This is a genomic window from Edaphobacter sp. FHG110511_03 (genome assembly GCF_059115365.1).
Map to the genome: position 1 here is coordinate 26,261 of NZ_JBZYWL010000004.1, position 12,492 is coordinate 38,752.

At 54.3% G+C, this 12,492-nt stretch carries 10 protein-coding genes; 3 read left to right on the forward strand and 7 right to left on the reverse strand.

Annotation, left to right across the window (positions count from 1 at the left end):
- Nucleotides 1-37: 37 nt before the first annotated feature.
- Nucleotides 38-1,777: a CHASE3 domain-containing protein gene (locus tag AC5S26_RS17155; protein ID WP_494186151.1), complete on the forward strand. Its 1,740-nt coding sequence runs from the start codon at nt 38-40 to the stop codon at nt 1,775-1,777.
- A 710-nt stretch (nt 1,778-2,487) separates the two neighbouring features.
- Here AC5S26_RS17155 and AC5S26_RS17160 read toward each other — a convergent pair.
- The 4 genes from AC5S26_RS17160 to AC5S26_RS17175 all read right to left on the reverse strand — a co-directional run bounded on the left by AC5S26_RS17160 (nt 2,488) and on the right by AC5S26_RS17175 (nt 6,590).
- Nucleotides 2,488-3,363: a nucleotidyl transferase AbiEii/AbiGii toxin family protein gene (locus AC5S26_RS17160; RefSeq protein WP_494186152.1), complete on the reverse strand. Its 876-nt coding sequence runs from the start codon at nt 3,361-3,363 to the stop codon at nt 2,488-2,490.
- A complete protein-coding gene (locus AC5S26_RS17165) occupies nt 3,326-4,384 on the reverse strand; it encodes a type IV toxin-antitoxin system AbiEi family antitoxin (RefSeq protein WP_494186153.1) in 1,059 nt (352 codons plus the stop codon). Before AC5S26_RS17165 ends, AC5S26_RS17160 begins: the two co-directional genes overlap by 38 nt.
- Before the next feature lie 501 nt (nt 4,385-4,885).
- Complete coding sequence (locus AC5S26_RS17170) at nt 4,886-5,896, reverse strand: zinc-dependent alcohol dehydrogenase family protein (protein ID WP_494186154.1); 1,011 nt, start codon at nt 5,894-5,896, stop codon at nt 4,886-4,888.
- A 226-nt stretch (nt 5,897-6,122) separates the two neighbouring features.
- Complete coding sequence (locus AC5S26_RS17175) at nt 6,123-6,590, reverse strand: hypothetical protein (RefSeq protein WP_494186155.1); 468 nt, start codon at nt 6,588-6,590, stop codon at nt 6,123-6,125.
- A gap of 79 nt (nt 6,591-6,669) precedes the next feature.
- On the opposite strand from AC5S26_RS17175, the gene AC5S26_RS17180 reads away from it, so the two are divergent.
- Both AC5S26_RS17180 and AC5S26_RS17185 read left to right on the forward strand, forming a co-directional pair.
- Nucleotides 6,670-7,200 carry a TetR/AcrR family transcriptional regulator gene (locus AC5S26_RS17180; RefSeq protein ID WP_494186156.1) on the forward strand — a complete coding sequence of 177 codons (531 nt, stop codon included), beginning with the start codon at nt 6,670-6,672 and terminating at the stop codon, nt 7,198-7,200.
- 85 nt (nt 7,201-7,285) lie between these two features.
- Nucleotides 7,286-7,918 (forward strand): GNAT family N-acetyltransferase, encoded by a 633-nt coding sequence (locus AC5S26_RS17185; protein ID WP_494186157.1) that lies wholly within the window; start codon nt 7,286-7,288, stop codon nt 7,916-7,918.
- Between the two features lie 154 nt (nt 7,919-8,072).
- On the opposite strand, the gene AC5S26_RS17190 is transcribed toward AC5S26_RS17185, so the two are convergent.
- The 3 genes from AC5S26_RS17190 to mdtN are packed head-to-tail and all read right to left on the reverse strand — an operon-like array spanning nt 8,073 to nt 12,490.
- Nucleotides 8,073-9,599, reverse strand: coding sequence for a TolC family protein (locus AC5S26_RS17190; RefSeq protein WP_494186158.1), 1,527 nt, complete (start codon nt 9,597-9,599; stop codon nt 8,073-8,075).
- The gene (locus AC5S26_RS17195; RefSeq protein WP_494186159.1) at nt 9,592-11,466 is read right to left on the reverse strand and encodes an FUSC family protein; all 1,875 of its coding nucleotides are present in this window, start codon (nt 11,464-11,466) and stop codon (nt 9,592-9,594) included. Before AC5S26_RS17195 ends, AC5S26_RS17190 begins: the two co-directional genes overlap by 8 nt.
- Complete coding sequence (mdtN, locus tag AC5S26_RS17200) at nt 11,447-12,490, reverse strand: multidrug transporter subunit MdtN (RefSeq protein WP_494186160.1); 1,044 nt, start codon at nt 12,488-12,490, stop codon at nt 11,447-11,449. Before mdtN ends, AC5S26_RS17195 begins: the two co-directional genes overlap by 20 nt.
- Nucleotides 12,491-12,492: the final 2 nt, after the last annotated feature.

A 12,492-nucleotide genomic window follows, 5' to 3' on the forward strand; every position in this document is an offset into this window, starting at 1 on the left:
ATTCTATACTATGAGATTGGGGATCCCCTATTCTCTTATGCAGATTTGGACGAAGCGCTTTGGTGTTCTGACTGGTTTCGCCATCATGATGGCGCTGCTACTGACGAACACACTCATTATTCGCAAGCAACTCGCAACGCAGCTCTCCAACCAGGTTTGGGTGGCCCATACTCGACGAGTTCAATTCGAACTAGTCAAGACCGAGTCTTTATTGCAGGATGCGGAGATCGGTCAGCGCGGTTACTTATATACGAACGATTCGAAGTATCTGGCTCCCTATAAAGCTGCGACCGGCGAGATCACAGGGCACCTCGATTTACTTCAGCGACTGACGTCGGACAATCTCGGTCAGCAGATGCGCATTAGTACCTTGCGTGAATTGACAGGGAGGAAGCTGGACGAACTGGCAAAGACGGTAGCGATGGCGCGCGCTGGCAAGAGTGAGATCGCGAAGCAGCTGGTTTTATCAGATGTAGGCCTTCATTTGATGGACGAGATCCGCACTGTCGTGGTGCAGATGCAAGCAGAAGAAGACCGTCTCGACGCCGAGCGTTCTTCAAATTATGAGAAGAGCGTCGAGACAACCATTCTCTGCGTTTATCTGGCGAGCGCAGCCGCAGCCATTGGTCTCATCTTATTGGCTTACTACATCCTCCGCGAACTAGAGATTCGGCGAAGACATGCAGCGCAACTGCTTGAGCGAGAGGAGTGGTTTCGGGTAACGATGACGAGCCTGGGAGACGCGGTCATCGCAACCGACGATCGTGGCATCGTTAATTATTTGAACCCTCTCGCGGAGCAGTTGATCGGAAAGCAATTGACCCAGGTAAAGGGCCATCCTATTGAAGATGTGTTTCCCATCTTCAATGAACAGACACTACTTCGTGTAGAAAATCCTGTCGCAAAGGTGATGGAGTTGGGCCGAATCGTGGGTCTGGCAAATCACACCGTACTGCGAAATGCAAATGGAATATATACACCGATTGAGGACAGCGCTGCGCCTATTCGTGACCAACAGGACAAATTAATAGGCGTCGTTCTGGTGTTTCGCGATGCGACGATTGAGCGTAAGACCCAGGCAGCTCTCCGCGAAAGCGAAAAGCTTACTTCGGCGGCCCGTATGTCCGCCACGGTCGCACATGAGATCAACAATCCATTGGAAGCAATCGGAAATCTCTTGTACATCGTCAAAGGTACGCCTGGTATTCCGGAGGCAGCGGTAGAGCATCTCAATGTTGCCGAAGAAGAGTTGGAACGCGTTTCTCATATCACGAAGCAGACACTCGGATTCTATCGAGACACCAAAACTCCCGAACGAATCGACCTTGTTCAACTTGTGGAATATGTACTTAAACTACACTCGAACAAACTCAAAACGAAATCAATCACAGTACAGCGTAAGTTCGAAGAATGTCCTCCTGTGACTGGGTTGTCCGGCGAGTTGAAGCAGGCTCTCTCAAATCTTATTTCAAATGCTGCCGATGCGGTAGGTGATGACGGCACCATTTGTATCAGGTTGTCGTGCGTTGAAAACACCAACGGAATTTCGATTCGTGCTGTGATCGAAGATGATGGTCCAGGTATTGCACCGGAACATGTCCATCGATTGTTCGAGCCGTTCTTCACAACAAAGTCTGACGTCGGTAACGGGCTTGGTCTGTGGGTCACGAAGGAAATTATTGAACGGCACAGAGGGTCGATCACGATTCATTCGCAAACGGATAGCGTCCTCGGCGGTGCAGCCTTTGTTGTTGAGATCCCTAGCGAACCTTGTTAGAACCGCGCGGCGGGATCAGTAAACACAAAGGCGTTTATCGTTATCTAGCTTGATCCTTGTGACAGCTTGCGAGGGCTTACATATGTGTGCGATGGCGAAATTTGAGATTGGAGGGCAGTTTTTGCAAGTTCTGTCTCAACAGATTCGAGAAGAAGCGCATTACAGGTACCGCCCCAGATTTCCCCCCCCCCAAACATTTATTGAGAACAATCCAGTTCTTCGTGCTGAGGTCAGGGAGTACGTCGTCGTCGACAGGAATCTCGGTCGGTTTCATGTATGCGGAGCGGGCGTTTTCCAAGGTAAACAGAAACTCTTGAAGAGAATGTTCATCGAGTTCGTGGCGGGTCCTCGATTCTCACCAGAGTGGAGACCTATTACGCAGCTCAATAGAAGATCGACACTTGAAGCCCATGGGGAAAATAAAACGCGACTGGCCTCTTCTGTAAGTTCGAATGCGAGGCGAGCTCGAGATCACGCAGATTTCTATCGCATCTTCATTAAGATGCAGGTTGCGCAGTCGAAGTGGGCAACAGACATCGCAAGAACCGCCGCGACTACATGGAATAGACCTCGAAGCTGGTAGGGATGATGGTTGTCCGATGACAGTTCCTGGAGGCTGGTGTCACTGGTTATAGGCATCAGCCTTTCAGGCTCATTCAAAGCGGCCAACCGTGATTCCTGACAAGGTGATCGGATCGGTATTTCAATGGTTACAGAAGATCAACGAGTCCCATTCCGCGAAAGAAACTGCTGAGAAGGGCTTCCGCCGACTCAGTGCGATCATCCAAGACGCTCATTGTACGGGCTAATTGAAGTACCAGCTCAGGGAGTTCCTTGCCCGAAAACGAGGTCGAAAGTCGGGCACGCACATTTTCATCGGTTATGCGCTGTGCGTCCTTCCCCAAGAGGAAAGCTCCGGCCAAGATAGTGTCGAAGCCAACCCGCTCCAGCTCAACAGCCTCTTCGTCGTAGAGTCTGTTGACATTGCCAGCGTCCGTATACGTTTCGATCAATCTTCGAATGTCCTGGACGTCTCGCCCCTCATGCCGATCAAGCCACGCGAAGAGTTTGAGGAGAATAAGTCCGGGTAGGGAAGCAACAGGAATGATGAGGTCTGGGCGAACCTGTACGCGCAGCGAGTTCTCGAATACATCCGAGAAGGCCGCCACATTCATGACGACATCGGCATCGGGTGGCCAGGCGATTGTTCGCTCAGCTGTCTCCAGCTTTCCGAACGGAATGATATCAATTATTGTTTCGAATGATGCGCCAGTCGGCTGGTAGTACAGCCGCTGGGCATTTCGTCCTTTATCTGTGAATCCCGGAACGTCGAGAAACAGCTGTTTCACAGTCGTGAACTGCTCCCACGAGTCCACAAGAATGGCGAGGTCTAGATCATAGGTGGCGCGGGTCACAGCGTGGCCGAACACGTGATAGAGCAGCAGATCTCGCGCGGTGGCACCTACCAGCATGTAGCGTATCTTCGCGTCGCGAAGGAGCCGATCGATGAGTTCCAAGATGCTGAGCGTGAATGGATCGACAGGACGTTTAGGGCTGATGAACAATTGGTTCGAGAAAACGCTCATAGACCTCTTTGGCTGCTTCTATGTTGCGCCCATCGGTGGTCGCCATCAGATCAGCGTAAACCAGGAGCGGTGGAGCGATGTCCGTCACTAGGCCGATTAGCTCCGGGTGCCAGAACATCTCCAATATCTCTGTGTTCCCGTCCGTCGCCAAGCGCATTCGGGCTTTCGTCATAAGTGCGGTCGGAGGTGTGCCGGGAGCATAGATCAGGAAATGTTCGGCCTTTAGATAGCGAGTGAGTTTTTCGGCACCGTATTCTCCTCCCCAATGGGCTCCAAATGCTTCGAGGCCGATGTGAGTCAATTGCTCTCGATCAGCCTGATATCGTCGCGGTCTAAGTGTGGGACGCAGGTTTGCAGGATAGTAAGTGACCCATTCGTTGAGCAGTTCCTTTTTTCTGAGAAGAGTTCCATTCAGCGTTTCGGCCTTTTGAAGGTACCCGCGTTGGGTGAGGTCGTTGAGAACTGGGCCGATGGCTCCAAGGGCGACCTTCGCAAATTTGGCAACTTCCCGATATGGGGCACCGGCTAATGCCGGTCTGCACAGGAGGGCGAAGACGACCTTGAGCCCCGCGGGATTGTTGGCGCGATGTTCATCCTTGAAGGGCCGAGGGGGGCGCGCTTTGCCTCGTATGTCGGCTACAAAGGTGTCCGTTGGGAGGTACAGGTTGCCGGCGGTGTCGAGGAAGGGGAGATCAAGTCTTCGACATTCTTCAGCCAAATCGGGTGTAGCGAACGTCGTGATGAGGAGTGGAAGATAACCGGGATAGCGTTCTGTAATAAACGCCTGCAACTGAGCACGAATCTGGGCAACGGCGAGACGCCGATCGATTGTTTTGATCTCTGCGACAAAGAGCTGCCTGTGCCCATTCAGGGTGATCGTCAGCACAGCATCAGCCCCTGGATTTGGGTGGTCGTTAGCTAGCGGGCGGACGTCAACCTTAACCGTCTTCAAGCCAGCGGTGGCCTGAAGGGCGGCAATCGCAGTTTGAAGAGTCTGATTTTCCCGTCCTGCTAACTCCATGCTCTCTCCCCCTTACCGTTCATGATTGTACCCTGTTCACGTAACGTGAACAACATGGATAGATGAACACGCGCCCCGACTTCTTAAGCTAATAAGGCAAAAAGAAATGGGCTGAACCCCCACGGTCAGCCCACGCCCACTGGTTAGAAAGTTGATGCCAATTTGATGCCAAACAGAGCCCAGAATGCCGGTTTTTACCAGCAATACCGGCTATTAACCCCTTTAGAATGTTCAGCCGTCCACCTTTAGCACACCTTCACACGGTGGAAGTCGTAGGTTCGAATCCTGCTGCGCCCACCAATCTTTTCAATAACTTAGGCGATGTGACGGATTGTGTCTTTTTCACGGAGGCATATGCTTCTGCGAGATTGCTCCGCCGAAGATGCGCGAGAGTTGAGCGGGTTTTGAAGGCTTATACGACTAACCGGGTAGGCTCTTCGAAATCTACCCTGAAGTCCAAGATTTGCTGGGCGCTAGGCGAATCGGCCAGTTATCAACAGACTAATTGGAGAAATCGAGCAAAACCTTTTCCTGTCCTGCTTCACCATCGGCGAGCTCTACTGCTTCTCGGAAATCATTAACTGAATACCGTACGCTCGCTGGCGGCGTAAGTGCTCCCTTCGACAACATGGTGAGGAGATCGCTTACTGCTGCTCGTATTTCGGCGAGCGGCTGGGAAGGCACCCAGCGCGGAAGCCACCACCCGCGAACCGTTGCTGTCGAATAAATCAAACGAGGAGCAAAGAGCGGCATTAGGAATTTCGCGGGATCCGTCTGTCGATGACTGGAGAGGGCACCATACACAAGCATGGTTCCAGCGGGAGAGAGGTTGCGGACAATCTCGGCGCCAAGGTCCCCGGCGACGCAGTCAATCGCTCGTTCAACGCCTTTTCCTGCGGTCAATTCCTGCAGGCGTACCCTCAGATCCTCGTCGGCTGTGCAGATAACCTCATCGCCTCCGAGGTTGCGTATGATCGACTCCTGCTCACGCCGTCGGATGACGTTGATTGTCTTAAATCGGTGCTGCTGCGCCAGCTGGAGCACGAACTTCCCGACGCTGGATGCAGCCGCCGTCTGCAGAAGCCAGTCGCCCTCCTTAAGATTGTGAGTTGATATGGTCAATGCCCATGCCGTCAACGGATTGATGTAAGAAGCGGCGGCAGCCGCGTTGTCGAGGCCGTCCGGAACGGGCACGAGCTTCTCCGCTGGGCATACAATCTGCTCGCGCCAGGTATTCCACGTGTCAATGATGACTACACGAGTGCCAACGGCCGGGGCCTGCACTCCTGGACCTAAGGCTTCCACAATCCCAACACCTTCGATGCCCGGGCTGGCTGGCAACTTCGGCTGATAGCCATAGCGCCCCCGCACCATGTGCAGGTCTGATGCGTTGATTGGGCTCAGTAGCATTCGGACGAGCGCTTCTCCAGGTGCCAACGGCGGTGTAGGGATCTCCGCCAATTTCAGTACACTTTTCGGTTCACCGGTCTCGTGAAAGATCAGTGCTTTCATCGATTCCTCCTCAGTCTTCGGTACGGTGCTTGATTCCAGCCCGGATATTCCACCAATCAGAAACAAGAGGTGGGAAATGATGAAGGAGAACTGTTCTGTCCGGGATTTTTGTGTATAGCAGAATCTCATGTCAAGGACGGTTGAAGCGCCTTTTGGTACGCCTCGCTTTGGCGGGCTGCGAAGGCTTTCTCATCGCTGTCGAACTCGACAACTTGAGGCAGCTCACTTATGCTGCCCATGCCTTAGGCCTTGTTCCGTTCAGGGTTTCGATAGCCTTCACACTGTCATCAAATGCCTTTTCCAGAACTTGCTTGCCAACGGATCCCAACACAAGTCCGAGCAGGCGCCCTAAAAGGTTCTTTCCTTCGCGTATAACGATCACGTCAATGTCAGTAGTGCCGTTCGGTCGCGTGGTAAATGTGTAGGTGTGACCAGACGCGCCTCCCCATACGTTTGAGTCGACGGTTGTAAGAACAACATGATGCGAATCGGTCCAGTCATAGTGCAGTCGTTCCCATATGCCGCCAGAACCTTCAGTGACATCGGCTTGTAATTCGCCTAACTGATGGACCTTGAGATAGTCATCAGAGCTCTTTCCGAAAAGCGCCGATCGGCCAGGGCCGAAATCGGTAAGACCCGCGATGTACTGCCTGGGTGTAAGAGATGTGGTTTGGTGAAGATGGATGGTGGCCATTTTTCCTCCATGTGCCCATCTATGATGAGCGTCATACATTTTGATATGATGGCTATCATGAATGGGGGATTCAGAAAAGATGCGCTACCCAGCCAAAGAAACCGCCGTCAAGCATGAACTCATCGTGAAAGAAGCCTCCCGCCTCTTCCGCGAACGGGGATTTGAAAACGTCACTGTGGGAGAGGTGATGAAGGCTGCAGGTCTTACTCACGGCGCCTTCTATGCCCACTTCAATTCCAAGCAAGAGCTTCAGCAGGCTGCAGTTGCATACGGTCTGGAAGTCTCGAGAGACCGTGTTCAAAGCGCCGGCGCGACCAAAAAAGGTAGACGTGCATATGCCGAACGTTACCTGGCTGCCCATCACCGCGATAATCCTGGTGGCGGCTGCACCATAGCTACACTAGGGCCTGATGTAGCTCGTTCCACGTCAGATCTGAAGGCAACCTTCGAGAAGGGACTCGAGGAGATTTTCGCCACGAGTGGCGCAGATCGTAAAGAGGCTATCTTTCAGACAGCTGCGTTATTAGGTGGAGTTGTGTTGGCACGGGCTGTAAAAAACTCGCAGCTCTCGGATGAGATTCTAGAAAGCGTTCGGCAGAAGCTCAATTGACGATAGCTTCTTCACAGATTGACGATAAGGAACATTTCTTTCGGTCACGAACCGCTGCCTGCAAGAGAACTTGGTAGGTATCAATATGACGGTACATTCGGAGAGGCTCTTTCAGTGGCCCCTGCAAAAAGTAACTCTTCAGGCTTTTTCAGTTCGTATTGTCCCCATCGACTTCTCCCATCTCGACCAGCTTGCTGTCTGGTCAGCAGAAGAGGATATCTGGCGGTACATGACCTTCGCCCGCCTTGTATCGAAAAACGCCTTGCAGGATTGGATAGGCGCCGCGATGGATGCCAATAAGCGAGGAATTGAGATGAACTTCGCGATCGTCGACGAAGCTAGCCAGTCTGCAGTTGGTACAACCAGCTTTTATCGGGTCGTGCCAGAACATAAGAGACTCGAACTGGGAAAGACCTGGCTCGGAGCACCCTATCGGAAGACACATATCAATACTGCAGCGAAGTATTTGATGCTCAACCACGCTTTTGAAACGATTGCAGCGAACAGAGTTGAGTTGAATACTGATGCAAGAAATGTCCGATCGCAACGTGCCATAGAGCGGCTCGGTGCTGTGCGGGATGGAGTTTTGCGCTGTCACACAATCATGCGTGATGGTTTTGTTCGCGACACGGTGAATTATTCCTTTACGAAGAGGGACTGGCCAGCCACGAAGGTCTTCCTTCGAAAGCTGCTGGTAGAGGGCACTTCTAAAAGTTAGCTCGAAAGCACTACCCAGAGTCTTCTGACGGCGAGGCCGGATCTCTGCGCCGTTCCCTCAAAACCGTCAGTACCAGGGAATGGAAACAGAAGAGCGAGCTTCTTCGCCCCGTCTACAAAGAACCTGTGGCAAAGTGCATTTTGATTTTTTGGTGTCATCGAGGCGAACTCACAAGTGTTCCAGAAACGAATGCCAGTGTGGCCGCAGCAGAAAGCGTGGAGCTGTAGGCGTCATCTGAGGCGAGTGTGGCCTGCAAGAGTTGGGTCTGAGCGGCAACAACAGCTGTAATAGTTCCCACATCATGCCTATAGGCATCGAGAGCCGCGTCATAGGAGATTTGTGATGCGTCCTGCAGGGTGCGAGCCGCTTCATCGGCGGCGAGACTGGTTTCCAGCGCGTTCTGTGCGCCTACGATCTCCCGAATCGCCACGATTCGCGTCTGATCCAGCGTCGCCGAGGCTTTGGCTGAGTTGTTTTTTGCTTCGCTGATCGCGTTCGCTCTGGCGTGGCCGTCGAAGATCGGAACGGATAGTCCCAGAAGAACGGTCGAGTTCCAGTGATTGCCGGTGATGTTTAGCGTCGGCAATTGCTGCTCGCCAATCGCGGGAATTGCTGTGAGTCCGAGTTGTCCGCTCACATAGGCCCCTGTGCCAGCGAGGAAGATCTTTGGGCGGTAGGCGGTCTGCGCCGCCTTGACTGCGGCCTGGCTTGCCTGCTCTGCCGCATATGCGGCGAGAACGTCCGCGCGACGAGAGAGCGCGTCGGTCACGACCTGCTCGATTACAGGGCGCGTGTCGTCGGTGAATGTGTGCCGCTCCAGCGGAGCAATTTTGATCTTTTCAAGAGCAGAAAAACCGATGCCTTCGAGAAGAGAGGCATAGGCATTCCGCTCTGCCCCATGGGCCTGGATTTGGGCGAGCTGGGCCTGGGCAGTCACCTGGCGGGTCTGGGTCGACTCCAGTACCGTCCCGATTCCACCGCGATACCGTTCTTCGGCGGCCTTCTGAATCTCCAGAGCATTCTGGAACGCTTTGGCGGCGGTTACCGTGTGCCGGGAGGCGGCAAGATAGAAATAATATGCGACACATACGTCGTGAATGATCTTTTGATGGACTCCGGTAAAGAGGATGTTGGAGGCGAGCGAGACCTTCTGGGCAGCGTCCACGGCATTCCTGCGTGCTCCGAAGTCGAACAAGAGCCATGCGAGTGTGACGGAGGAAACAGAACCGGTAACCGACTCCGACCCCTGCGTGTTGACCCCAAAAGCGCTGCTACTCCCGGATGACGCTTGATGGCCGCCTATGACGTTTGCAGACATACGCGGGAGGTAAGTGCTTTTGGCTATGCCGGCAGTCAGAGCAGCGTTCCGCGCGGTCTCCCATGCGATTCGCGTTTCAGGATGTTCGCGTTCTGCAAGATCGATCAGTTCGGGGAGGGTGTATGGGTGTTCGGCGTCGAGATCGACGTGGGGTTTTGGCAGAACCGCAGCGGAGGGATTCGGTGTGAGAGCGTAGCTCTGTCCGACGGCGGGCGGCGTTTCCTGCGGAGATTGGGTGGGGAGTCTTTGTTCGGAAGACACCAGAGCCGAGGGGGCGATGCGCAAAGACGTGCTTTGCGGTTTTGCGGCGATGGCGTATAGCGTGAGTAGCACTGAGGCCGTTTTCAGGTGAGTGTTATCCATGTTCCTCCGACTGGTCGATTCTCGACCATGCAAGCTGGAACGAATGCGATCTGACGTCTAACAATTCCGATAGAGCGGCGTTATTGGCCCCAGGCTCTTTCCCGGAATCTCTCAGCTCAGAACGTGCGAAGAGTGTTGTGTCCAGTTGCTGCGCGGCTTGCACTGCGTTCCTGCGCGCGCGACGCCATGCTGTAGTGGGGCGAATGGAGGAAGGTTCATAACCTGCCAACTGAATGTCAGTTTCGATTTTGTGGAGGAGAGCCTGTGTCTCTGCGGCAAGGCGGCGGCGCTGCCATGGATCGGGAAGTTGATCGATCTCCTGCAGTTGCTTCTGTGCGGTCTGAAGCGCTTCGTCGATCTGCGGAGCGATACTTGTTGGCCAGAGACGCGTCGAGATGAAGTACGAGACCAGGATTCCGAGAAAGATTCCGATGACGCGGTCGCGAGCGACGACCATGTTGAAGGACGGGGATGATCCTTGAATAACGCAAAGAAAGTAGGCGAAGGCGAACTGGAGCCCCGCATAGGAGATGCGGGGGCTTCCAGCAGCTATCCATGCGCCGATGAACGCTCCTGCGAAGACGACTATCATCAGGTGCCCGATGTCGGTTGTCTGGGGAATGATGAAGATCATGACGCCGAGTCCGACAACGGTTCCTGCCACGCAGCCGAGGATTCGCAGTCCCAGCTTCTCTACGGTTTCCGCGACGGTTCCGAGCGATACGATAAAGCAGGTGATCAGAGCAGTGTGGATACCGGGCCAGTTCAGGGTGGAGTAGATGAAGTAGCAGGTCATCGCTGCCAGAGTTGTCTTGAACGCGTACTGCACGTGCTCCGGATTGGAGAACGCATCGGGAAGGAAGAATCCTGACTTGGCTTTTTTCTCCTTGGGTGGAGCGGGTCGCGCTTCTCCAAACTGGGCCAGCCCGGCGTTGAAGAACATGATGGAGGAGCCAACGAGATCGGCGGAGTCACCTTCTACTGGAATCGGTTCGACAAGGGCCGGATAGCCGCCCTTCTCGAAGATTGCGGCCATATCGAGGAGGGTTGACTGCATTACCGATCGTGTCTCAGTCGATGGGAGCGCCTCGGGTTCGGTGACCATGAGCTGGACGGCGGAGAGGATTGTAATTACGCCGTCGGATGAGGCCTTGAGTGCGTCAAGATCTTCTGGACGGCTGCTGTGTTCGATGGAGGAGAGCTTGAGTCCCTTCTGCGTCTCTTCGTCTCCCTCGGCGAGGAGCTGATTCAACTCGCGAATCGATTCCTCATCGGTTTCCAGAGCCATTGCTGCTGTACGAAGCCTTGCTGCGAGGTCCTTTTGCGCGAGGCTGCGAGGGGCCTCTCCGAACAAGAGATTGATGACGATGGAGACTGCTGCGGGGATAGCGACGAATAGCAAGGTGTAGAGGAAGGCTCTTGTGGCCAGTTCGCCAAGAGGAACAGAGCCCAGTAGATCCAAGGCGTATGCAATGATTAGCGTGAGAGTTGACCCGATCGGCTTGAGCTTACTCGCAGATACCAGGAACAGGAGGGTGAATGAGATTGCCGCCATGGCTCCCACCCGCAGAGGAATACTTGCGAGGACAGGCGATGAGATTACGAGCAGGAATCCGACGATGATGGTGATGATGATCGTGAACGCGATCGAGAGAACGATACTTTCGACACGGTCTGGTTTATTGAGGAAGAAGACGACGTAGGTGGTCAGAGCGATCTCAGGCGTTTTGTAGGTCTCGGCAATCAAAGCGACTAGGGCACAGATAAAGGCGAGCCTCAGCGCGAACGAAAGGCGTTCCGGAGAGTAGCGTGTAAGAAGGATCCAGGCATTATTTTGAGACGTGGCGTCATCTACAGGCGGGACCATGATCGACCTCCGCGATGGCACTAGCGCCGATGCGTACGAGCTGCTCGGGCGGCTCCTGTAGCTGAATTCGTACGGGAAATCGCTGCGCAACACGAACCCAGTTGAGAGACGGCTCGACATAGGGAACCGACCTGGGAACATTGATGCGGTCCTCCGACAAAACTCCGAATCCGATGCTGTCGACAACACCTTTTATCGGAGTATGGCGGTCGATCATAGAGTAGATCGTCACGCAATCACCCTGCTTGACCCGCTTGAGATCGATTTCGCGAAAGTTGGCCGACGCGAACCATTCCTCCGTATTGATAAGTGTGAAGAGCGACTGGGATGGTATGACCATCTCTCCTGTTGATATTGATAGACCAACGATGCGTCCTTCATGTGGAGCGCGCACCTCCGTATCTTCCAAGGCCCTGTGCGCATTGGTGAGCGCCGCGGCAGCGGCCTTTACGGCAGCTTCCGCAGCTGCGACATCATCGACCAGATGGTGAGCGGCAGTCTCCTGTTCTGCGGCCTCGGTGAGAGAACTCGTGGCGTTCTGTCTTGCAACCTCCGCTTGGTCGAGCTGCTGCTTCGGGACGTAGCCTTTCGCAGTCAGGGGCTTCAGGCGCTCCTCGGTGCGCATCGATAGTTCGAGGTTGGTTTGCGCCCTGCGGGTCTGTTCGCTTGCGATCTCGGCATTCGAACGCTGTGCGGAGACGAGCCGCCGCTTGGATTCCAGCGTGGCGCGGGAGAGAGCGAGCTGCGCTTCTGCAGCGGCGACGTTGGTCTGGTAGACCATCGGATCGATTCGGAAGAGAAGATCGCCCTTGTGAACCGACTCGTTCTCATGGATGGGCAGTTCGATGATCCGGCCACCAACTGCGGAGGCGACGTGAATGACCTCCGCATCGATACTGGCATCGTCTGTTGAGAGCTTTGCACGGGAGGCTACCTCTACAGCAAGCCCGACAGCAGCGCCTATGATAACCAGAGCAATGAGAATGCCCAGCGGTTTGCGTTTGTTGATACCCCGAGCTTCCATCG

Coding starts and splice junctions, on each gene's coding strand:
- AC5S26_RS17165 (WP_494186153.1), bottom strand. CDS start 4,384: ATGGAGTTAGCAGGACGGGAAAATCAGACTCTTCAAACTGCGATTGCC.
- AC5S26_RS17190 (WP_494186158.1), bottom strand. CDS start 9,599: ATGGATAACACTCACCTGAAAACGGCCTCAGTGCTACTCACGCTATAC.
- AC5S26_RS17185 (WP_494186157.1), top strand. CDS start 7,286: ATGACGGTACATTCGGAGAGGCTCTTTCAGTGGCCCCTGCAAAAAGTA.
- AC5S26_RS17180 (WP_494186156.1), top strand. CDS start 6,670: ATGCGCTACCCAGCCAAAGAAACCGCCGTCAAGCATGAACTCATCGTG.
- AC5S26_RS17155 (WP_494186151.1), top strand. CDS start 38: ATGCAGATTTGGACGAAGCGCTTTGGTGTTCTGACTGGTTTCGCCATC.
- mdtN (WP_494186160.1), bottom strand. CDS start 12,490: ATGGAAGCTCGGGGTATCAACAAACGCAAACCGCTGGGCATTCTCATT.
- AC5S26_RS17175 (WP_494186155.1), bottom strand. CDS start 6,590: ATGGCCACCATCCATCTTCACCAAACCACATCTCTTACACCCAGGCAG.
- AC5S26_RS17195 (WP_494186159.1), bottom strand. CDS start 11,466: ATGGTCCCGCCTGTAGATGACGCCACGTCTCAAAATAATGCCTGGATC.
- AC5S26_RS17170 (WP_494186154.1), bottom strand. CDS start 5,896: ATGAAAGCACTGATCTTTCACGAGACCGGTGAACCGAAAAGTGTACTG.
- AC5S26_RS17160 (WP_494186152.1), bottom strand. CDS start 3,363: ATGAGCGTTTTCTCGAACCAATTGTTCATCAGCCCTAAACGTCCTGTC.